Source organism: Shivajiella indica (assembly GCF_042683085.1).
In the GTDB taxonomy this organism is placed as follows: Bacteria; Bacteroidota; Bacteroidia; order Cytophagales; family Cyclobacteriaceae; genus Shivajiella; species Shivajiella indica.
This window is the reverse complement of sequence record NZ_JBHUIV010000008.1, coordinates 16,583-37,936: the sequence shown is the minus strand read 5'-3', so window position 1 is coordinate 37,936 and position 21,354 is coordinate 16,583. Positions and strand designations below refer to the sequence as shown.

The following is a 21,354-nucleotide window of genomic DNA, read 5'->3' as shown; positions in this document are numbered from 1 at the left end:
GCGGCCTCTTTTTCCCTGCCTATATTCAAATCAAATTTCGAACAGGCTTTTTTTCTGATGTTATCTGATAATAAATACAGACCCCTTATTTCAAAAATTATTTGAAATCATCATCTGAAAGTTCCTGATTAAATTTGATCGAAACCACTTTCGCTTCCAATGCTACAGGCAACATGGGGTTTTTAATGCTCAAGATCATAGGAATCAATACTCCCTCTACTTCCTGATAATCACTATAGCTTACATCTCCGGTGGCTTCGGAACTTGTCCTCAGTTTTAATCCGGATTTAACAGAATAATATTCAGAAGTTTTGATTCCATTTGCAGTGGTTATGACCAACTTATGGGCAGTTTCCCCATCTATTTCCTCGGTCCCATGTAATTCCACAGCATATCCCAATTCCACATAATGATTTTCAGGAAACACATAAGTTTGTGCCTTTAACATATTCACCATGTCCTCTGTTAATTCCTGTTCCTGACCCATTGCTGATATTTTCCCTTTTCCATTTACCAGAACCGTTTTCTGCGCAACATTCCCCATTACTAGGGTTTCCTGCAGTAATCTGGAGTTCTCCTGATCTGAAATTCCTTTTATGGTAATGCCAGCACCTTGAAACTCGGCTTCCATCACTACTATGGAGTTTTTTATCTTGGAAATATTTCCTTTTCCTCCGACAGCTTTAATGTAAGCATTGATAATGGTCTCCGGATCATTATCCAAAATTTCCAGCTGATTGTTAAAATTGATATCCGTCCCTTTATTAAGGTGATTCGCTTCCACTTGGCTGTATGCAAAAAGGACTGCCGAGAACAAAAGTGCTTTGATTTTCATCTTGTTTTTCATTTAAATGTAGAATTTCTTTGGAAAAAAGAGTTTGTCTCCTTTTATTTTTTTACTTAAAATCATCTTCAGACACAGGAACATTGAATTCAATTTTTTCCACCTTAGCAGCCAATGGCATTGGAATCATGGGAGATTTCAAGGTCATCATCATCGGATATTTGACACCTTCTTTTTCCTCATAATCGGCATAAAATATTTCACCTGATTCCGCACTTTCGGTTTTAATTTTCAATCCTGAAGAAACACTGTAATAATTTACCTGCTTGCCACCTGTAGGATTAGACACAATTACCATATAGGCGTCCTCCCCTTCCACATCTTTGATCCCTTCCAAATTCATAGTATATCCAAGTTGGGCATAATGCAATTCGGGGAAAATAAACATACTCATTTTCAAAGATTCATATTGTTCATCATTCAATTCTTGGGATTGCCCCATGCCTGAAACTGTAGCCTTACCATCTTTAACCACCGTATTGGCTGCCACATTACCCATCACTGTAATTTTATTGGCAAAGGCCTCATTTTCCTCATCATAAATATAAGACATATTCAATTTTGCACCGGGAATTTCGGCTACAGATTCCAATTTTCCAGTCTTTATAGATTTAGCCTTTTCTACTCCACCAATTGCTTTCAAGTAATTCTCAATGACCATCTCAGCTGAAATATTAGCATCCATGGCTATCTGACGCTCTGGATCACCCATATTGGTAAACCTTTTCACTTCTCCAAACGCGGTCAAACCCTGTTGGATCTCCGACCCGTTTCCTACCACAGTGATGTACAGATTATCAGGCTTCAGTAATCTTTTTGCAGCTGCATTCACCTTTTCCAAGGTGAGGTCATTCAAGCGTTGCAGATAGGTAGTGTAATAATCGGCTGGCAGCTTATACCTATCCTGATTGATGGCAAAATTTGCAATGGTGGCCGGACTTTCAAGTGACCTGGCAAATGAACCGGTTAAGGCCTGCTTGGCACCCTCTAATTCTTTTTCTGTTACCCCATTGTCTCTCAGATTTCTGATTTCATAGATGATCTCATTAATGGCAGAGTCTGTCGCGGATCCCCTCACACTTGAACTGGCTGAGAATCTGGCTACTAGCCTATCTGAGCCAATGTCCGCATACGCCCCATAAGTAAAACCTTTATCTTCTCTTAAATTCTGCAATAATCTTCCTGCAAATCCACCTCCTAATACATATCCTACAATTCTGCTCTCCAGATAATCCTCTGAACTAAGAAAATTATCAATGGGGTAGGTAACATCAATTACCGATTGTTGTGAAGCTGACCTATCCACCAAAGCTACTACGTTTTTTTCAGGCTCCTTTGGCATTTCATAGCTTTTTGTTGGTACAGTCCCTTTTTCCCATTTGGAGAAATATTTAGTAACCAAAGATTTAGCGGTAGTCACATCAATATCACCCACTATTGCCAGATATGCTATGTTGGGTTTAAAATAGGTTTTATAATAAGATCGAATATCCTCCACCGTGACATTGTCCACAGTAAGTTCTGTCTCCACTTCACCATAAGGATGCTTGGAACCATATACCATTTTCGATGTCAGAATAGATGATATGGTATTGGGATCATTTTTTGCCAAGGCAAGTCCGGATTTGGCCTGTGTCTTCAATTTCACCAATTCATCTTCAGGAAATACCGGATTATATAAAACATCAGCCATCAATTCCATTACCTTTTCCTGATGCTTGTTTAGGGCAGAACCACTCAATGAAGTGGACGTTGCAGAAATCCTTGCTCCCAAGAAATCAACTTCTTCATTGAACTGATCCTTATTTCTGGTGGTGGTACCAGCTGTCAACATTTCGCCAACAAACCCCAACATACCTGCCTTTTCTCCTTCCAAAATAGGATCCCTGTCCAAAATCAAGGAATAAGTAACCCTAGGAAGCTTGTTGTTTTGAATGACAAAAACTTTCAGCCCATTTTCCATCGTAAATTTTTCTGCCTCTCCGAATCTAATTTCCGGTGCCGGTCCAGGTCCAGGTAATACAGTTCTGTCAACCTGCCCTTGTACAGCAGCAAATAAAAAGAAGGTCAGTACAAATGCTATAATATTTTTCATTTTGAATAAGTTTAAATTGAAAAATTACTCAGTTGATTGGGAAGATTTAGGGAGATATTTCAATACTACCCTACTATCACGATTCAGGTATTCCTTCGCCACTCTCTGGATATCTTCCGGCTTTACATTCCTGTATCTTTCCAGCTTTGAATTGATTGATTCCGCGCTGCCATAAAAGACATGCGCTTGGGCTAGATCAAGTGAAATATTGGCCACTGAGCCCAAATTATTTACCAATTGTGTTTCCTTAATGTTGAGTAATTTCTCAAACTCTTTTGGGTCAATCCCATTTTCCTGGACACTTGCCAAAATTTCATCGATAGATGTATTGAGCTCATCAATGTCAACACCCATATTGGCAATAGCAAGAATAATAAACATACCTCCATCCTCTTGATCAAAAGGGAAAGCAGCAGCCTGTACCGCTTTTTGGCTTCCATCCACCAATTCCTTATACATTAGGGAGCTTTTACCGGACAAAAGGTATGTACCCAGCAAATCAATCGCATAGGTATCTGGATGTCCTATTTTTGGTATTTGATAGCCTTGGAAAATAGCTGGAAGCTGAATATTATCATACACAATATCCATCACTTCAGATTTCAATCTTTCGATTTCAATATTTGGTCTTGGAATATCATGTGATCCTCTCGGAATTTCTGCAAAATATTTTCTGACCAAATACTCCGTTGCTTCATAGTCCAAATCACCGGCTATTACCAAGGTAGCATTATTGGGAACATAAAAGGTATTATAAAAGTCCTTGAAGTCCTCTAAAGTAGCCTGATTCAAATGCTCTGCGGAACCGATTACAGGGTTCTTGTAGGGATGGTTTGGGAATAACCTGATAGGTATTTCTTTCCTAAATGACATGTATGGTTGGTCCTCAAGGACCTCTTTCATTTCCTGTTTGATCACCTCTCTTTGAGTATCTACGCCAATCTGGTCAATTTTTCCATGGAGCATTCTTTCAGACTCCAGGTAAAGGGCAAGTTCCAACTGGTTGGATGGTAGAATTTCATAATAGAAAGTAAAATCCGTGCTCGTTCCTGCATTTAAAGTGCCTCCTGAAGATTGAACAATCAGGGCAAATTGTCCCCTATCGATATTTTCGGAACCTTCAAACATCAAATGCTCAAAAAAATGCGCATAGCCTGTTTTATCAGGGTTTTCATTTTTGGATCCGACGTGGTAGAACACCGTATTGGACACAATAGGGGTGCTATTGTCCTGATGCATAATGACATGTAAGCCGTTTTCCAGGGTAAATTCCCTGAATTCAATTTTGGTTTGGGCTGTCGCCGAAAACCCAAAAAAGGTTCCAAGCAAGAGCAAAAAGGCAGTTTTTTTCATATAGTTGGAATTAAGTTTAAAACCCATGACATATTTACTCCAATTTTTCTAAAATGTTCAATAATTTAAATCTAACGAAGATTTTTAGCTATAAAAGAATATTTCCCCTGTCCGGGCACGGAAAAATATAACTAATTTATTTTTTATTCAAATTTAGTTTTCATTTAACCAAGTATTCAAAGCAAACAATTCATGCTGATTATTTACTAAATCATCCTGAAAATATAAACTTTCCATAAACTAGTTTAATGAAGTCACAAGGTATCCATAAATCAAAATAAGAGGCAAGTATTAATCGGATAATATCCGGATAAGGTTTGAAAAGTGAAAAAAGTATATGTTGGAAGAATTATTTTTCGTTTAATGCCCAAACGAAATTGAATCAGTTTGATAGTTAAAGGTAATTTGGAAATATTAATTTCCTTTGGAAAATTGTTAATTTTTAAACAAATAATATAATTGAATTAGAAAAATAAATTTCAATAAAATCAAACTTCAACAAGCCTAATTTATTTAATGAATTTTCGTTACTAAAAAAGAAACTATTTTTTTATTCTTTTTAAATAATTCTGATTTATTATAAAATTTAAAATTCCAATGATTATTGAAATTCTTAATATAATATTAATACCCGTATCACTTTTTAATAAGATATTCTCAATCAAATAAACAACAATAAAAGAAATTAAGATGGACAATACAGCCAAAAATAAGTGATTTAAAATTTTCATATTTGTCTTGTTTTATTTGGCGATTCTAAATATTTAGAATCGCCAATTGAACCCAAAATTTAATTACTTGGAACATCCACAATCTGTTCCTGAAACACCTCTTACGATGCCATCCACTGTTTCATATGTAAAATAAGAAATAACAGCTCCAGCAGCAATTTTACCTGCCCAAATTAAAGCAGGAACAAAAATAGCTCCGCCATTTAAATTAGTTAATTCAGAACTATTTAATTCTTTACAAATTAGTTTATTTCCCATCTTTTTCATAATCCTGCCATTTTTAATTTTAAATATGAATATTGTTGATTAGAAGTAGTTGTACTTGACCCAGAATTTAGCCATTGAATAAATTCCTTCGTTTTTTCGCATAGATAATCAGACCATGGACCACCACCATTAACTTCTTTCAATTCTTTCGAATCTAATTCTTTAAAAATTTCCATTTTCCTTTTAATTAAAAATATCCCCAACCTTTTCCGGGCGCTGGGATCTCCCAATCTCGGAAAATCAATTTTTTTAGCTAGCATGGAATATTGATTTCCGATCATATCTCTAAGTTAATTTTGCCCTGTGCACAAAAACAGCACGGAACTGAATTTTAGATTTTTTTCACCCGCAGCCACATCCAGCCTCATAGCCTTCCATAAATCCCTTTATAAAGTCATCCCAATTCAACACAAGTGATATCGCAAATACAAGAATAGCGGCTCCAAGGATTAACAAAATTGTTTTCTTTAAAGACATCATATCATCTAGTTTTAAGTAAAAAAATATTTCCAGGTTTATAATCTATTTCATTATTCTTAAATTTAATTTTATCTGCTAAGCAATAAGCCTAAATGCCCAGCCACCCATTATTCGGCGGCTTTCTGAAGGCTTTAGCACCTGTATCTTCAAATCAATCTTAATTTCCTGCTCATCGCAATACATAAAAGAGTTCAACTTCCTGGAAAAACAGATATCAAGCCCAAAATCCTTCAAATATTCCAAATAAGCATATAACTGCCTCCTACTTACCCCTAATCGCTTAGCCAGCTCCTCCGGACTTCCAGTCCTCTGTTCCCTGATCAATTTGTTTAACAATTGCATCCGCTCAATTTGTCTGATAAAATTCATAGATAAATTGGTATTTGGTTAATTGGTAATTTGTAATTGATTAATTGGTAATTTGTATTTGAAAATTAACTCAACACCAGCAACTGCTTATGGATCATCAGGAAATATTTACCCTGCCTTTCCAGGAGTTGTTGATGGGTTCCCTCCTCTACCAACTTCCCTTTGTCCAATACAAAAAGACAGTCAAAATCCTGGACAGCGGCCAACCTATGGGTAATGAAAATGATTGTTTTACCCTGATCTGCAAGTTTTCGGATAGTCAACTGTACAAATTCTTCCGAACCGGGATCCAGGGAAGCAGTGGCTTCATCCAAAATCAAAATTTCCGGATCCCTATACAAAGCCCTTGCGATGGCAATCCTTTGTTTTTGTCCTCCTGAAAGAGATGCTCCATTTTCTCCCAAGTAAGTCCCAAAGCCATTGGGCAGGGATTCTATAAAACCCATCATCCCCAATTGGTGGCATATCCCCACAATTCTTTGCATATCAGGCTGATAATCACCCATGGCAATATTTTCAATTACATTGCCTGCAAATAGATCCACTTTTTGGGGAACAATGGAAACCAGTTTTCTCAAACAGGAATTCTCAATATATTTAATGTCATAATTGCCGATTTGAATACTCCCGGATTGCAAAGGATAAAGATTCTGCAAAAGGGATATCAAAGTACTTTTCCCGGAACCGCTTTCTCCAATGACTCCGGAAATCTTTCCTTTAGGAAACCTCAGACTTAAATTTTCAAATACATTTGCCCTTGATCCATAGCGAAAAGACACTGCTTTAAACTCAATATCTCCTACCTCCTCTTTTTTAATTGGAAACTTATCATCTGAACTTTCCACCTCCAAATCCATTATCTCAAAAAGTCTGTCAGCTGCAATCAGCGCATTTTGGATGGTTTTATTCATTCCAATCAAACCGGAAATAGGCCCTGTTAGGTAACCGATCAGGGCATAAAAAGACATCAATTCCCCAGGAGTGATTTCATTTTTTAAAACGAATCCAGCACCCACCCATAGAAGAATAATGGTGAAAATTCTGGAAACCACTTCAGAAGAAGTTCCTGAAAAAACATTGTTCAGGCTTGATTTGTAAACAGAATCCAAAAGACCAACAAAACGCATCTCTGTTTTGATATTGGCATGTTCTTCTGCTCCAAATCTTTTGATAGTGCCTGCAGCAGTTATAGACTCCACCAGTTGGGATTCCAGATCCGCCGCATTTTCCATCAGTTTCCTTTCCATCTTTTTATTGAGGGCATTGGTCACCCAGTAAATCCCGATATACATCGGAACCACCAGCAGCATGATCAAAGCCAACTTCCAATAAAAGGAGAACATGAGTGCAAATGAAAAAATCACAATGAAAACATTAACGATCAGACCTATGGAAACATCATTGATAAAAGCCCTGATTTTTACTGCATCATTGATCCGGGAAATAATCTCCCCTACCCTCATGGTATCAAAAAACCTTTGAGGTAATGTCAATAAATGCTTGTAATACCCCAAAATCAACCTGGCATCTATTTTTTGACCTATTTTAAGGACAAAGACTGTTTTGAATACACCAATCATGATTTGGAAAACCAAAATCACTAACATGCCCACACTCATCAGATTGAGCAGATTGGTATTCCTGCCTACAAATACATGGTCTACAATCTTCTGTACATAAATAGAAGTGGACAAACCCAAGACGGTGTAAACCATCGCACCAACCAAAGATTGCAACATCACGGACCTATGCGGTCTGATCAAAAACCAGAATCTTTGCCAGGTGCTGACCGTTTCCTTGATTTTTTTAAATTCCTGATTTGGACTTAAAAGAACCAAAACCCCTGTCCACATTTCCTTGAATTGCTCATGACCTAATTGGTGAAGTTTCCCATCTGCAGGATCCATGATTTCTACAATTTTTGGAGTCACTTTGTAGATGACCACATAATGATGCAGTACTTTTTTGACCACTACATGCGCAATGCTGGGTTTGGGAATGTCAAACAATGCTTCATACTCTCCCCTGACTCCTTTGGCTGAGAACCCCATTTTGACAGCAGCTTCAATTAGGCCTAGAATATTGGTGCCTTTTTGATCGGTAGAGGCCATTTGCCTGATCTTGGAAACCGGTATCTGGGCTTTATAATAAGCTCCAACAGAAGCCAGGCAGGCAGCCCCACAATCAGTTATATCCCTTTGTTTGATTTTTATTCCCATGTTATTAAAAAATTTAGATCCAACTAACTTCTACTTGGATTCAGCCAATCATCCACTTTGTCATAAAGAAGCTGGAATAATGTCCTCCTGGCAATCACAAAACGGCTATTGAAGGTCATGCCTTTTTTAATTTCCCCTTCATACCCTGTTTTTAACATTAAAATTGGGCTGTCTAGAATGCAGGTTACCAAAAAACCTGCCTCATTTTCTGAAATTAGCGTAAGGTCATCTGCTATTTCCAACACCTTACCATAGGCTAAACCCCATTGATTATAGTTATAGGCATCAACCTGAAAATTTACCACCTGACCTTTTTCTATAAAAGCAATGTCTGCAGGTGAAAGATAAGTCACTGCCAAAAGGCTGGAATCAGGTGATATTTCCCCTAATTTTTGATTGGCAAAAATAAAGTCTCCCACATTCAAATTTGGTACATTGATGACTGTTCCAGATACTCCCGCAATTATGGTAAACTGGTCCAACTGCTCCTGAAGAATTTCAATCTGATTACTGAGATTCAGCTTTTCTCTTTGGTAAGTCACAAGTTCCTGCTCCCATTCCGCTTTTTTTCTTTTTTTCAAAAGGTCAAAATTGGCAATACTCTGTTTATACTGTATTTCCGCTTCATCAAATTCTGCAAAGGCAATTGATTTTGCCTCATAAAGGATCTTAGCTCTATTAAAGTCCCGATCTTGCTTCTGGACAAGGGCCTGTTGGTTATTATAAGCTGTATGAAATTCAAAAAATCCTGCCTGGTAAAATTTAGTTCTCAAAATCGGGAATTCCAGTTCTTCCTGGTCAAAATTTAATTGAATCAACTTATACAGGTCACTTATGAAATCATGGAGCAATTGTAATCTTTCTTCATGACCTGAAATTTCCAAATTCACACTTTCCGACCTGATGACAGCCAATACTTCTCCTTTTTTGACCTTTTGGTTTTCTTTGATCATTAATTCCTGCAATCTTCCTCCGGAGGAAGAAAGTATGGCATTCCGCTGAAGGGAAGATTGAAAGGTGCCACGGGCCTGTACAGTAACATCAATCTCAACAAGAGGAAGAACTATAAAACCTGAAATCAAAATCATTAAAAGTAAGAGATAAATAGATTGGGAAGTGACAGTAATCTTGGATTGATAGTATTCTGTAGTTTGTTTGATGACGGCTGCTGGAAAAATCATCTTAAAGAAGTTTAAAAGTTTGAATAAAAATAAAAAGACCAAAAAGCAGCGGCAAAGAATAACCGTTTATTATCCGTTTAATTTTTCAACTATGTTCAAGGCATTGGTTATTATTGTTTTGAATAAAATGAGGCAAGATTTTCATTACCTGAGTTTCATGAAACCTTAGTGCCCCTTGGCGACTTTGTGGGATTACTTTTTTCCCAAAGAGACATCAAGCAACACAAAAAAATCTAGTGATTCTTAGCGTCTTTGTGGGATTTATTTTTTCCCACCAAGGCACCAAGTAACTCAAAGAAAAACTGAGTGATTCTTAGCGTCTTTGTGGGATATTTTTATAAACAAAAATAATACGATCATGAATGAAAATGAATTGGCCAAAATAGCAGTTGATATCTGTTATAAAATCCACACAAAATTAGGCCCTGGATTACTGGAAAGTGTATATGAATCGGCTTTTGCCCATGAACTTGAAAAAAGAGGGATTAACTACACAAGACAACAGGGGGTAATTGCCAAATATGAAAATAAAATCCTGGATGTCGGTTTCAGGGCAGACATTATTATGGAGAATAAACTGATCGTAGAGCTTAAATCAGTTGAGAAACTTGAAAAAGTTCATCATAAAACAGTTCTTACCTATCTTAAATTAACTAACCTGAAACTGGCCATTTTGGTGAATTTCAATGTCAACCTCATTAAAGAAGGAATCCATAGGAAAATCTTGGGACAGATTATCTAATGTTAGATAAAGTATTTAAAACTTAGTGAATCTTAGCGTCTTTGTGGGATTGTTTTTTTCCCACAAAAAAAGGAATATAAATAAACCAAATCGATAAAGCCCCAAGCGTCAGGTAAATAAATTTAGCAAATAAAAAACCTTCGGTTTTGACTAAAAAATTAAACGGAAGGTTAATAAGCAAAACACCATATACAACCAAAAGGTTAACTTTTGCAGTTCCACCAATGCCTATTATCCTCATCATTAAAAAATAAATGACAACATAGACAAAATTCAACCAGGTTGGATAAAAAGTTCCAGAAGATTCATAATCAACACAATTATCCCTATATAAAGTGGTTGCAACTACGATGCATAACCAAATGATAAAATGAATCAATCTACTTTTCAAAGTCATATTAAAAAAATTAAATTAAAAAGAACTAAACTTTAAAACTAAAGTCAATTTAATTAATAAAATCGAAAAATAAAAATAGGAAAAAGGCTCTTGCCCTTTCCCCTATTTTGAACACTTTGTAATTTGATAATTGGTAATTTGATAATTGGTAATTGGTAATTGGTAATTTTTTCAGGGGGTCAACCTCCCCAAAATTTCCTTGGCTTCATGCCATTTTAACCTTGGGCCAAATTGGCTGACAATCCTGGAACTTGCCATGGACGCCAATTTACCACTTGATGCATAGCTATGGCCATTGGTAATCCCATACATGAATGCCCCTGCGAACATATCCCCTGCTCCATTACTGTCTATAGCAATAGTCTTATAGGGTTCTATGTCAATAAAGGTATCTCCATCGAATATCATGGCACCGTTTTTCCCTTGAGTAATGACAAAATGCTTAGCCGCTTTTTTCATTTCTTCCCTAGCTTCTGCCAAGGTACCCTTACCTGTAAAAAGCAAAGCTTCCTCTTCATTGGCAAACAACAAATCTACACTTGGGCCAATCACATCATCAAAGCCGCTTTTAAAATACTTCACCATAGAAGGATCGGAAAATGTCAGGGCCACTTTGGTTCCTGCCTCTTCAGCCACTTTCTTTGCGTGCATCATGGCATCCTTGCCATTTGGCGAGGTCACCAAATATCCCTCTATAAATAAGTATTTGGAGTCTTTGATGGCCCATTCATTGATATCCTTGGTGGAAAAATTTTGGGTAATCCCCAAATAAGTATTCATAGTCCTTTCCGAATCTTCAGTTACCATGACCAGGCATTTGCCGGTAATTCCCTCTTCAGGAACCTTACCTTCCAGACTATTATCCACTCCGGAATTCTTCAGATCTTCCAGATAAAAATAACCCAATTCATCATTGGCCACTTTACAACAATAATAAGAGCTACCGCCAAATTGGCTTACCGCAATCACAGTATTTGCTGCTGAGCCCCCGCATTGCTTTTTCGCTTCTTCAGTATTGATTACTTTCATCAAAGCATTTTGTCTTTCTTCATCCACTAAGGTCATTAAACCTTTTTCCACCTTATTTTCCCAGAAAAACTGATCCGTTACTTTAAATTCTATATCCACAAGGGCATTGCCTATCCCCGTCACATCGTATTTCTTCATTATTTTTTATTTGGTAATTTGTAATTGGCTAATTTTAAATTGTTTCATTCAAACACTTTATGCCTCTCAAATGGCTTTGTCCTATCAAAGAGGTACCGATAGGTATGGTGTGTTTTATAAATCGTTGCATTCAACTGTTCACAAACCCGCATCATTTTGGGGTTAAAATCCCCTATCCAATTCATCTCAATTGTTTTATAGGAAAATGAATCATGTCTTGCGAATTGTTCATTATAAGCCATAATCATGGCAGATTCTACTCCCTTTCCCTGGAATTCAGGGATTACTCCAAAAACCAAACCCAGCATCTTGTTTGGTGGATGGAAAAATTTATGCCATAGGAATTTAATTTTACCTATCAGATCAAGTTTCCCATTGACATATTTAAATATTTGATTGATTTCAGGAATATTGATGAAGAATGAAATGGGTTCCCCTTTATAAAAACCAAAATAAACCAATCTAGGATCCATAATAGGCTTCATTTGTTTAAAGATCAACTGGGTTTCTTTTACGGTCAGGGATTTTCCCATATGTCTTGCCCATGCCTTATTGTAAACATCCATGAAATACAGTGGGGCTTTTTCAGCGAGCTCTTTACCTTTGATATGTCGAAAAATATATTCAGGATCACCCAGGATATTATTTGCCCTTTCAATCATCTTCTCATCAAATCCAACACCCTTTACAGGACGCATATACGTGAACTGCTTAAAGTAAATTTCAAATCCATACGCTTCAAAAAAATCCTGATAATAAGGGAAATTCCAAGGCATATTATAATTTGGAGGTGAAAAACCCTCCACTAAAAGTCCCCACCATTTGTCTCTTTCCCCAAAATTAACCGGACCATCCATTGCTTCCATGCCCTGTTCCTGCAACCACTTTTTGGCGGTATCAAAAAGTAGAAAAGCAGCTTTTTGATCATGGATACATTCAAAAAAACCCATCCCCCCTGTCGGCTGATTCTCTCTCCATTTAGGATTGAGAAAGGCAGCCACACGGCCTATGGTATTTCCATGATCATCGACCAAAAGCCACCGCTTGGCTTTTCCTCCATTTCTAAACAATTTGTTGGTTTCGGGATGAAAAATCCCCTCAATATCTTTATCCAGTGGCCTAATCCAATTCTCCTCATTTTTATATAACCTGACGGCCATTGCTATAAACTCCTTTTCCTGGGCTGGGCTGGCAACTTCCAGTATTTTCATTCTTATAGAATTTTAAACCGGTAAAAATAACTATTTTAATCAGTAAAAGAAGAAGATTGGTGAGTGGTTGGAAAAAGTAGAAAACTTTCAACCAAATATGCTGGAAGATTTCTTTAATTACTCCTATTCCCTTTTTCCTTTTACCTTTTGCCTTTTTCCTTTTTCCTTTTAACTAGGCTCTTTACCCAACAATATTCATCGATCACACATCACTTTCCACTCCTCACTAAAAATTCATCACTCTCCACTTTCCCTTCGTCCCTTCGTCTCTACGTCTCTACGCCTCTGAGTCAATCCATCTCCCCTTTTACCTTTTGCCTTGGCTCTTTTTACTTTTGCCTTAGCAACTTTGTACACCATACTTAGTACTTGGTACATCGTAACTTGGTACTTGGTACAAAGTAATTAGTACAATTCAATAATCATCGTTTACCTAACAGGAGCCAAATTCGGATAATCTGTAATAATCCCATCAACTCCCATGTCAAGGAGTTTCTCCATTTGTTCTTTATTATTCACTGTCCAGGGAATCACTTTCATTCCTTTTTGTTGCAGTTTCTGAACAGTTTCTTTGTTCAGGGCAGGGAAAAAGGGTGAATAAATTTGGGGTTGGAAACCTAAAACCCTTAATTGCTCTTCAGGATTGACCGCATTTTCCACCAACATGGCCAAAGTAATCCCGGGGTGATGTTGATGGATATATTGCAAGACCCTAAAATCAAAAGATTGAATGTTAAATCTTTCAGGTTTCAATTTTTTGGAAAGAAGTGCGATCACCATTTCGGAAAAATCTTCTGGGTTGGGATGATATACCCCATCCCCTTCTGGCATGCATTTGATTTCAATATTATAATTGGGTAATGGTAAACCCATGTCAGTAACATACTTTTCCACCACATCTATCATATCAGAAAGTTTCGGTTTGGTGGCAAAAAATTTCACCTGTTTCGGAAACCCGGCATGGAATTTAGTCCCGCAATCAAATTGTATCACCTCTGCATAAGTCATCTGATAAATATTATGGGACTTATCAGTGGGAAGTATCTCTTCACCATTTGGTGTAAAACAGATTGCCGGATTCATATACGGTTCATGGGATAAAATAATTTCCCCATCTTTGGTCACTGCAAGATCCAACTCAAGAGTGGTCACCCCTAAATCCAAAGCTTTGATCATTGCTGGAATGGTGTTTTCGGGCATCAGACCCCGGGAACCACGGTGGCCCTGTAAGTCGTAGGAGAATTGGGCTTGAACTGTCATGGTCAGAAAAGTGAAAAAAGCTATAATAATGGCTCGGCTCATGTTTTTTAGGTTATTTAGGTTATTCTACTTCTCCAGAAGCAGAAAATCTGGTTTAACTAACTAAAGCTGCTTCTGGAGAAGCACCTGAACCAAGGACGTTATTCTGCTTTATGTTATTTATGTTATTCTGCTTCTCCAGAAGCAGAATCTCTAATTAATATAATTCAACTTTAACCAACCCTTTCCTTCCAGCATAATCTCTTGCCGAACTGAAAATATATTCCTCAGGTTCTTCTACTATCAAAGCCCTAACTGGATTTTGGTGAATATAATGAAGTTTTTGTTCAAAAAAGAGAGAAGTCTCTATCAAAATGGCATGAAGCCCATCCATCCAGAATTTATAATTACTTATCCTATTTTGAGCATTTCCTCTACCTTTAAAATATTCCAACATCCATAAGGCGCGGGATTCAACCGACTCAGATGTTAAACTTTCCAAGATCTTTCTTGAGGTATATTTCTTTAAATCATGCATGGTTTCGGACAACTTAAATGCTTCTTTTGATCTACATAAAAGATGAAGATGGTTAGACATCAAACACCATGCGTATATTTCCAAACCTTTCCTTTCTGCACAAAAATTTAAACTTTCAACAACTTCCAATTTATATTCCTTTCTAGTAAAAACATCAATCCAACCCTCAATAGTAAGTGTTAAAAAATAGATTGCATTTTGATCTGAAATTTGAAATGCTTTCATAGTTGAAAAAATTATTTAATTCTAATTTATCTTATTTTTTTAATTCTTACAATTCTTCTGAATAAAATCTTAGTTTCAAATAACATAAGCTGCTTCTGGAGAAGCAGCTGAACCAAAAACGTTATTCTGCTTCTCCAGAAGCAGAAAATCTGGTTTAACTAACTAAAGCTGCTTCTGGAGAAGCACCTGAACTTGAAGCAGCTTAACTTGACTCTTCATTCTTAACTCACAACTTCTCCATACAGATCAAACTCTGTGGCATCCGTGATCTTCGCATGCACAAAATCCCCTATCCTACAGTAATATTTGGAAGCATCAATCAATACCTCATTGTCCACCTCCACTGAATCATACTCAGTACGTCCCACAAAATAGCCGTTCTCTTTTTTGTCAATCAGAACCTTAAACTCTTTCCCGACTTTCTTCTGGTTCAGGTCATAAGAAATCTGTTCCTGTATTTCCATCAGGTAATTGGCCCTTTCCTGTTTCACTTCCTGAGGAATATTATCTTCCATGGAAAAAGCATGGGTATTTTCCTCATGGGAATAGGTAAATACACCCAAACGTTCAAACTTCATCCTTTCCACGAAATCCACCATTTCCTGAAATTCAGTTTCCCCTTCCCCAGGATGCCCTGCTATCAAGGTAGTTCTAATAGCAATTTCCGGTATCAAATCCCGAATAGAATGAATCAGTTCTTCCTGTTTCTCCCTTGTGGTACCTCGTCTCATGGTTTTTAAAACCGAAGATGATCCATGTTGCAAAGGAATATCCAGGTAATTACAAATATTGGTTCTTTCTTTCATCACCTCAATCACGTCCATTGGAAATCCTGTAGGATAGGCATAATGCAGACGGATCCACTCAATACCCTCCACATCTGACAATGCCCGCATTAAGTCAGCTAACCTTCTTTTTTTATACAGGTCCAAACCATAATATGTGGAGTCCTGGGCGATAAGCAATAATTCCTTGGTCCCATTCGCTGCTTTGTGCTGGGCTTCTTTTACCAGTTCTTCAATCGGCCTTGATACATGACCTCCACGCATCAAAGGGATGGCACAAAAGGAACAGGGACGGTCACAACCCTCAGAAATTTTCATGTAGGCGTAATGGGCATTATGGGTCAATAGCCTCTCCCCTACCAGTTCGTGCTTATAATCTGCTTTGAATTTTTTGAGTAAAGCGGGTAGGTCCCTGGTGCCAAAATAAGCATCCACCTGCGGAATCTCGACCTCAAGATCATCTTTATAACGCTGAGAGAGGCAACCTGTCACATATACTTTATCCACCAATCCCTTTTCTTTGGCTTCCACATATTGAAGAATGGTATTGATGGACTCTTCTTTGGCATTGTCTATAAAACCACAGGTATTGATGATGATAATATTATTGTCCTTGCTGTTGGATTCATGGCTGGCTTCTATACCATTACCTTTTAATTGGGTCAATAGCACTTCTGAGTCCACCAAATTTTTGGAACAGCCCATAGTGATAATATTGACCTTGTCTTTCTTTAACGTTCTTGCTTTCACTTATACCTTCTTTGCTGCAAAGGTAGTTGAGAAACAGAACAAGTGAAAATCGGTTATTAGCTAATTTGTAATTTGTAGGTTGGAGTTTGGACTTTGGACTTTGGATTTTGTGATTTGAAGCTTGGATTTTGGAGCTTGATAATTGGTAATTGGTAATTGGTAATTGGAAATTGGAAATTTGTAATTATCAATCCCTGATTTTCTTGATCAAATACTGACCATATTCAGTTTTTCGGAGAGGTTCTGCCAACCGCAGTAACTGTTCCTTATTGATATAGCCCATGTCAAAGGCAATTTCTTCCAAGCAGGCAACTTTCAATCCCTGTCTCTTTTCAATGGTATGGATAAAATTGGAGGCCTCCAACATGGACTCATGGGTACCTGTATCCAGCCAGGCATAGCCTCTGCCCATCAACTGGACGTTCAATACCCCTAGGGACAAATAGGTTTGGTTAACAGTGGTAATCTCAAGTTCTCCTCTTTCACTTGGCTTGACGGATTTGGCTATTTCCACAACAGTATTTGGATAAAAATACAAACCAACCACTGCAAAATTACTTTTGGGTTTGGCTGGCTTTTCTTCAATACTGATCACTTTTCCCTCCTTGTCAAATTCGACCACTCCATATCTGTTGGGGTCATTGACATAATATCCGAATACGGTAGCCTCTCTTTTTTTGGTAACGCTGTCAACGGAGTTTTTAAGTAATTGTGTAAGTCCATGACCGAAAAATATATTATCTCCCAAAACAAGACAGGCATCATCACCTGCTAAAAATTCTTCGGCAATAATAAAAGCCTGGGCTAATCCTTCCGGTTTGGGTTGTACAGCATAGGAAATTGAAATCCCTATTTCTGAACCATCACCCAGCAATTTTTCAAAATTCGGTAAGTCTTCAGGGGTACTAATCACAAGAACTTCCCTTATACCAGCCAACATCAAGACTGATAAAGGGTAATAAATCATAGGTTTATCATAAATCGCCAACAACTGCTTGGAAACCCCTTTGGTAATGGGATACAATCTCGTACCGGAGCCTCCTGCCAATACAATTCCCTTCATGATTAATTATCGGACATTTGCATATGCTCAGCCACTTTCTCATCCAGAACTGGCTTATGCTTGGCTTTTTTAAATTTACCTTTCAAAACAGGTGGTGAGTTTTTGGCGATAGACTTGACCTTTTTCAAGGTTACGGCATCCAGTCTTGCTCCAAAGGCAAGCGCAGTACCCACTATCAAGGGCAGCATCACATAATCACTATACTGGGATCCAATAAATATAAGCGCAATAAAAAATAACTTAATGAAACCTAGCGTAATGGTCACTTTGTCATGTGAAAGCCCCATTCTCATCAAAAAGTGATGAACATGGTTTTTGTCAGGAGCAAAGGGAGACCTCCCCCTTCTAATCCTTCTAGCAAAAATCCTGGTGGTATCATAAATTGGGACAATCATCAAAGCCACTCCTGATGCAATGGGAGCATTGAATTTCCAGGGAGAAACGCTGGACATAGTCCCGTTGGAATCAATAAAAAGAATAGTCAATACGGATAATATAAAGCCTAAACTCAAGGATCCTGTATCCCCCATAAAAATTTTCGCAGGATGCCAGTTAAATACCAGAAAAGAGAAAACAGAACCAACTATCATCAGTGAAAATATCCCATAACTTTCCATGCCAACAGAAATAAACCACCAGCTTAAAAAGCTCAAAGTCAATAGACTCATGGTTCCCGCAAGTCCATCCAAGCCATCAATAAGGTTAAAGGAATTAGTAAGTCCGATGATGGTAATGAAAGTAACGAGATAGCTGACTACAATTGGTAATTCATATACTCCTAAAAACCCATAAAAACTGGAAATCCGTATATCAGACATAAAAACAACCATAAAGGTCGCCACAAATTGTCCGCTTAACTTCTGTATTGGAGAAAGTTCTACAAGATCATCCCTTAGTCCAACAAAAAACATCAATGCCAAAGCTGCAATGACATACCTGATCTCCAACAATTGGGACAGATCCAACCAGATAAAAGAGGTAAGCAAGACAGTCAGCACGATCACTATTCCTCCCATTGAGGGCGTATCGTTTTTGTGAATTTTTCTCCCTCCGGGTTTGTCAACCACCTGCATTTTCTTAAACGCACCAATTAAGACAGGCATGGACAAGAATCCGATTAAAAAGGCAGTTAATACCGTTAATAAAATAACCATAAAAATATAATTTGAGCAAATGAAGGCAGTTTTTTAAAAAAAAACAAATCCTGAAGCCAATTTTAATGAAAAAATGGAAATAAAAATAAAATAAAAAAAACTTAAATAAAGTCAATTATTTTTTTCCCTGTCACGAAAAGTAATCAGCCTTTCACTACCTGCTTTTTTGTGTCTATAAAGTGTCTGGGAGGTAAATTCCGTAAAGATTAAGGTAAATGGAAAAAATTCCCAATGATCAATGATAAATATTCAATTTCCAATTGAGGAAAACTACACTTTCAAACTTTCTTTTCTCTATTAAATAACCTTAAGGTTTTAAAATTAATCTTAAGGCATTTTTAAATTTAATCCAACTACCCAAGCAAACCCTTGGAATAAAAAATATTTGGAACATGATCCTTTAATATTTTCATGGTCCAATTTAAATAGAGTTCTTTGTAAAGAGGTTTCGATTAAGTAATTGATTAAGTCAATTTTAATTTTAAGGATCGGTATTTAAAAATGAATTTCGACAAACTATTGCCAGGTTTTTCAATTTTTGCCTATAAAAGGGCCATTCATTTATTATGGCAAACTTCCCCTCAATTGTTGGTTTTCCAGGTAGTTCTGCAAATTATTACAGCTGCATTACCGGTGTTGACACTTTACGCCACCAAAAACCTCTTTGATGTAATCTTATTGGAAGGCACTGAATACCGGGAAGTACTTTTTTGGATGCTGGTCCTTTTAGGGGTTCAATTGATAAGCTCCGGAATGGGTCAATTGAATGGATTTGTGGGAGGTTTGCTCCAACAAAAATTGACCGACAAAACCTCTACCATCATATTGGAGAAATCTATCCATATCCCTTATCCCTACTTTGAAGACCATAATTATCATGACAGTCTTCACCTGGCACAGAGTCAGGCCATTTACAAACTTCCATACCTTCACCAGTTGATTTTCAGCACTTTCAACAGTGCCCTTTCACTAAGTTTGTTGATTGGATACTTTTTTTCCTTGATCAGCTTATATGCCTGGTTTATCTTATTGATTGCAATACCTCTGGCAATCCTGAAATGGTTTTCAGGTTATATGTTATACAGGTTGGAAGCTAAAATCATTCCTAAAGAAAGAGAATCCAATTATTACCATAATCTGCTCACGGAAGAAACTTATGCCCATGAAATACGGACCTTGAATTTTGGTGAGGCTTTGCTGCAAAGATTTAAGGATATCCGTTCATACATTTATTTGGAAAAAAAAGCCCTGCAAAAAAAGCTCTTGGGGTATTCCATTGGGGCAGAAACAGCAGAAGTACTGGTGTTGTTTTTGGTTCTGATTGCCATCGCCAAACAGGCATTTTTTGGAACCTTGGCCATTTCCTTACTGGTAGTTTATATCCAAGGTGTACAGCGGATGCAGTCAAACTTAAAAAACTTCCTCAATTCAATGGTTCAGTTGGTGCAACAAAGAATCTTCCTGAACGACCTTTTTAGGTTTCTTGACATCCCTGTTTCCAGAAAAGATCAAAGCGAATCGGTTCCATTCCCATTGAAGGATTGCAGCATGAGCGTGGAAAATTTGAGTTTTACTTATTCGGGTGGGCATAGACCTGTCCTTTCCCATATCAACATGCAATTCCCCCAAGGGAAGGTAATTGGAATAGTAGGGGCCAACGGTTCGGGAAAATCCACACTGGTAAAACTTCTTGCAGGACTGTATGATGCAGAGGAAGGAAATATAACCGTAGGTGGCAAGCCTTTACATGTTATTACCCAGGATGACTTTAGGGACAATTCTCTGATTCTGTTTCAGGACTTTCAGAAGTACTTTTTCACCATCGAGGACATCATCAGTTTAGGTAAAATTCAGGAAAAGTCCCATGATGCCAAACTTCAAATGGCCCTCCAGCAGTCCCAGGCCAAAGATTTTATTGATGCCCTGGAAGAAGGAGTAATGACCAAGATGGGAAGGATTTTCAAAGGAGGACAGAACCTGAGTGGAGGGCAATGGCAAAAACTGGCAGTAGCCAGGGCTTTTTACCGGGATCCGAGGATTATCATTTTGGATGAACCCACCTCAGCAATGGATGCCATTACTGAAACTGAAGTCTTCCGGCAACTTAAAACAAACGTATTGGACAAGGTGATTATCCTGATTACCCACCGGTTATACAACCTTAAAGGGGCTGACCATATTTATGTATTGGATGAAGGAAAAGTGGTGCAGGAAGGTAGTTTTGAGCAGCTTAGTGAAAAAGAAGGGTTATTCAGGGAACTCTATCAGAATCAAAGCTTTTAAAAAATAGGAAGTTTGAGTTCGGATTGCGGAAAGATGATTTTTTAAAAAGCTTGGTGACTCTCCGTGGCTTTGCGGGAATATTTTTTCCCACCAAGACACCAAGTGGCACAAAAAAAAACTTATTGATTCTCCGTGGCTTTGTGGGATTATTTTTTTCCCACAGAGGCACAAAGTACCACCAAGAGAAAAAACTTTGTGACTCTTCGCGGCTTTGTGGGATTATTTTTTCTCACCAAGGCACAAAGCTCCACTAAGAAAAAA

Annotated in this window: 19 protein-coding genes; 2 read left to right on the top strand and 17 right to left on the bottom strand. The window is 37.6% G+C overall.

The genetic code is table 11. The annotated features are described in order from the left end of the window. Window positions 1–97: 97 nt before the first annotated feature. The 8 genes from ACFSKV_RS03375 to ACFSKV_RS03340 all read right to left on the bottom strand — a co-directional run bounded on the left by ACFSKV_RS03375 (window position 98) and on the right by ACFSKV_RS03340 (window position 9,539). Window positions 98–835 (bottom strand): LolA-like protein, encoded by a 738-nt coding sequence (locus tag ACFSKV_RS03375; RefSeq protein ID WP_380800382.1) that lies wholly within the window; start codon window positions 833–835, stop codon window positions 98–100. 61 nt (window positions 836–896) lie between these two features. Beyond that, window positions 897–2,939, bottom strand: coding sequence for an insulinase family protein (locus ACFSKV_RS03370; RefSeq protein ID WP_380800381.1), 2,043 nt, complete (start codon window positions 2,937–2,939; stop codon window positions 897–899). A gap of 24 nt (window positions 2,940–2,963) precedes the next feature. Beyond that, on the bottom strand, window positions 2,964–4,292 hold the full coding sequence (locus tag ACFSKV_RS03365; RefSeq protein WP_380800380.1) for a M16 family metallopeptidase: 1,329 nt from the start codon (window positions 4,290–4,292) through the stop codon (window positions 2,964–2,966). A gap of 794 nt (window positions 4,293–5,086) precedes the next feature. Continuing rightward, window positions 5,087–5,290 (bottom strand): hypothetical protein, encoded by a 204-nt coding sequence (locus ACFSKV_RS03360; protein WP_380800379.1) that lies wholly within the window; start codon window positions 5,288–5,290, stop codon window positions 5,087–5,089. Further along, window positions 5,287–5,550: a ComC/BlpC family leader-containing pheromone/bacteriocin gene (locus ACFSKV_RS03355; protein ID WP_380800378.1), complete on the bottom strand. Its 264-nt coding sequence runs from the start codon at window positions 5,548–5,550 to the stop codon at window positions 5,287–5,289. The genes ACFSKV_RS03360 and ACFSKV_RS03355 overlap by 4 nt, the downstream gene beginning before the upstream one ends. A gap of 295 nt (window positions 5,551–5,845) precedes the next feature. Then, on the bottom strand, window positions 5,846–6,139 hold the full coding sequence (locus tag ACFSKV_RS03350) for an HTH domain-containing protein (protein WP_380800377.1): 294 nt from the start codon (window positions 6,137–6,139) through the stop codon (window positions 5,846–5,848). A 65-nt stretch (window positions 6,140–6,204) separates the two neighbouring features. Continuing rightward, window positions 6,205–8,358, bottom strand: a complete 2,154-nt coding sequence (locus ACFSKV_RS03345; protein WP_380800376.1) for a peptidase domain-containing ABC transporter — start codon at window positions 8,356–8,358, stop codon at window positions 6,205–6,207. A 23-nt stretch (window positions 8,359–8,381) separates the two neighbouring features. After that, window positions 8,382–9,539, bottom strand: a complete 1,158-nt coding sequence (locus ACFSKV_RS03340; RefSeq protein WP_380800374.1) for an HlyD family secretion protein — start codon at window positions 9,537–9,539, stop codon at window positions 8,382–8,384. Window positions 9,540–9,897: 358 nt separating this feature from the next. Here ACFSKV_RS03340 and ACFSKV_RS03335 point away from each other — a divergent pair, with 358 nt between their 5' ends. Next, the gene (locus ACFSKV_RS03335) at window positions 9,898–10,281 is read left to right on the top strand and encodes a GxxExxY protein (protein WP_380800372.1); all 384 of its coding nucleotides are present in this window, start codon (window positions 9,898–9,900) and stop codon (window positions 10,279–10,281) included. 22 nt (window positions 10,282–10,303) lie between these two features. Here the strand turns inward: ACFSKV_RS03335 and ACFSKV_RS03330 are convergent, their stop codons facing one another. The 9 genes from ACFSKV_RS03330 to ACFSKV_RS03290 form a co-directional block, all read right to left on the bottom strand. Then, entirely contained in the window at window positions 10,304–10,672 is a 369-nt protein-coding gene (locus ACFSKV_RS03330) for a hypothetical protein (protein ID WP_380800371.1), read from the bottom strand. Window positions 10,673–10,849: 177 nt separating this feature from the next. Beyond that, window positions 10,850–11,845 carry an adenosine kinase gene (locus ACFSKV_RS03325; protein WP_380800369.1) on the bottom strand — a complete coding sequence of 332 codons (996 nt, stop codon included), beginning with the start codon at window positions 11,843–11,845 and terminating at the stop codon, window positions 10,850–10,852. A gap of 44 nt (window positions 11,846–11,889) precedes the next feature. Then, a complete protein-coding gene (locus tag ACFSKV_RS03320) occupies window positions 11,890–13,056 on the bottom strand; it encodes a hypothetical protein (protein ID WP_380800368.1) in 1,167 nt (388 codons plus the stop codon). Between the two features lie 237 nt (window positions 13,057–13,293). Then, on the bottom strand, window positions 13,294–13,434 hold the full coding sequence (locus ACFSKV_RS03315; protein ID WP_380800366.1) for a hypothetical protein: 141 nt from the start codon (window positions 13,432–13,434) through the stop codon (window positions 13,294–13,296). A gap of 51 nt (window positions 13,435–13,485) precedes the next feature. Next, on the bottom strand, window positions 13,486–14,358 hold the full coding sequence (locus tag ACFSKV_RS03310; RefSeq protein WP_380800365.1) for a glycerophosphodiester phosphodiesterase family protein: 873 nt from the start codon (window positions 14,356–14,358) through the stop codon (window positions 13,486–13,488). 154 nt (window positions 14,359–14,512) lie between these two features. Beyond that, window positions 14,513–15,058, bottom strand: coding sequence for an REP-associated tyrosine transposase (locus ACFSKV_RS03305; RefSeq protein ID WP_380800364.1), 546 nt, complete (start codon window positions 15,056–15,058; stop codon window positions 14,513–14,515). Window positions 15,059–15,279: 221 nt separating this feature from the next. Further along, window positions 15,280–16,593, bottom strand: a complete 1,314-nt coding sequence (rimO, locus tag ACFSKV_RS03300; protein ID WP_380800362.1) for a 30S ribosomal protein S12 methylthiotransferase RimO — start codon at window positions 16,591–16,593, stop codon at window positions 15,280–15,282. Window positions 16,594–16,780: 187 nt separating this feature from the next. After that, on the bottom strand, window positions 16,781–17,656 hold the full coding sequence (gene rfbA / locus ACFSKV_RS03295; RefSeq protein ID WP_380800360.1) for a glucose-1-phosphate thymidylyltransferase RfbA: 876 nt from the start codon (window positions 17,654–17,656) through the stop codon (window positions 16,781–16,783). Window positions 17,657–17,658: 2 nt separating this feature from the next. Continuing rightward, window positions 17,659–18,810 carry a glycosyltransferase family 4 protein gene (locus ACFSKV_RS03290; RefSeq protein ID WP_380800359.1) on the bottom strand — a complete coding sequence of 384 codons (1,152 nt, stop codon included), beginning with the start codon at window positions 18,808–18,810 and terminating at the stop codon, window positions 17,659–17,661. 501 nt (window positions 18,811–19,311) lie between these two features. On the opposite strand from ACFSKV_RS03290, the gene ACFSKV_RS03285 reads away from it, so the two are divergent. Then, window positions 19,312–21,093, top strand: a complete 1,782-nt coding sequence (locus ACFSKV_RS03285; RefSeq protein ID WP_380800357.1) for an ABC transporter ATP-binding protein — start codon at window positions 19,312–19,314, stop codon at window positions 21,091–21,093. The last annotated feature ends 261 nt before the right edge of the window (window positions 21,094–21,354 follow it).

What these genes read in the sequence shown, in the direction of transcription:
- ACFSKV_RS03350 (WP_380800377.1), bottom strand. Translation starts at nt 6,139, where the DNA reads ATGAATTTTATCAGACAAATTGAGCGGATGCAATTGTTAAACAAATTG.
- ACFSKV_RS03285 (WP_380800357.1), top strand. Translation starts at nt 19,312, where the DNA reads ATGAATTTCGACAAACTATTGCCAGGTTTTTCAATTTTTGCCTATAAA.
- ACFSKV_RS03355 (WP_380800378.1), bottom strand. Translation starts at nt 5,550, where the DNA reads ATGCTAGCTAAAAAAATTGATTTTCCGAGATTGGGAGATCCCAGCGCC.
- ACFSKV_RS03290 (WP_380800359.1), bottom strand. Translation starts at nt 18,810, where the DNA reads ATGGTTATTTTATTAACGGTATTAACTGCCTTTTTAATCGGATTCTTG.
- ACFSKV_RS03335 (WP_380800372.1), top strand. Translation starts at nt 9,898, where the DNA reads ATGAATGAAAATGAATTGGCCAAAATAGCAGTTGATATCTGTTATAAA.
- ACFSKV_RS03340 (WP_380800374.1), bottom strand. Translation starts at nt 9,539, where the DNA reads ATGATTTTTCCAGCAGCCGTCATCAAACAAACTACAGAATACTATCAA.
- ACFSKV_RS03305 (WP_380800364.1), bottom strand. Translation starts at nt 15,058, where the DNA reads ATGAAAGCATTTCAAATTTCAGATCAAAATGCAATCTATTTTTTAACA.
- ACFSKV_RS03375 (WP_380800382.1), bottom strand. Translation starts at nt 835, where the DNA reads ATGAAAATCAAAGCACTTTTGTTCTCGGCAGTCCTTTTTGCATACAGC.
- ACFSKV_RS03345 (WP_380800376.1), bottom strand. Translation starts at nt 8,358, where the DNA reads ATGGGAATAAAAATCAAACAAAGGGATATAACTGATTGTGGGGCTGCC.
- ACFSKV_RS03320 (WP_380800368.1), bottom strand. Translation starts at nt 13,056, where the DNA reads ATGAAAATACTGGAAGTTGCCAGCCCAGCCCAGGAAAAGGAGTTTATA.
- rfbA (WP_380800360.1), bottom strand. Translation starts at nt 17,656, where the DNA reads ATGAAGGGAATTGTATTGGCAGGAGGCTCCGGTACGAGATTGTATCCC.
- ACFSKV_RS03325 (WP_380800369.1), bottom strand. Translation starts at nt 11,845, where the DNA reads ATGAAGAAATACGATGTGACGGGGATAGGCAATGCCCTTGTGGATATA.
- ACFSKV_RS03360 (WP_380800379.1), bottom strand. Translation starts at nt 5,290, where the DNA reads ATGAAAAAGATGGGAAATAAACTAATTTGTAAAGAATTAAATAGTTCT.
- ACFSKV_RS03365 (WP_380800380.1), bottom strand. Translation starts at nt 4,292, where the DNA reads ATGAAAAAAACTGCCTTTTTGCTCTTGCTTGGAACCTTTTTTGGGTTT.
- ACFSKV_RS03310 (WP_380800365.1), bottom strand. Translation starts at nt 14,358, where the DNA reads ATGAGCCGAGCCATTATTATAGCTTTTTTCACTTTTCTGACCATGACA.
- ACFSKV_RS03315 (WP_380800366.1), bottom strand. Translation starts at nt 13,434, where the DNA reads ATGTACCAAGTACTAAGTATGGTGTACAAAGTTGCTAAGGCAAAAGTA.
- ACFSKV_RS03370 (WP_380800381.1), bottom strand. Translation starts at nt 2,939, where the DNA reads ATGAAAAATATTATAGCATTTGTACTGACCTTCTTTTTATTTGCTGCT.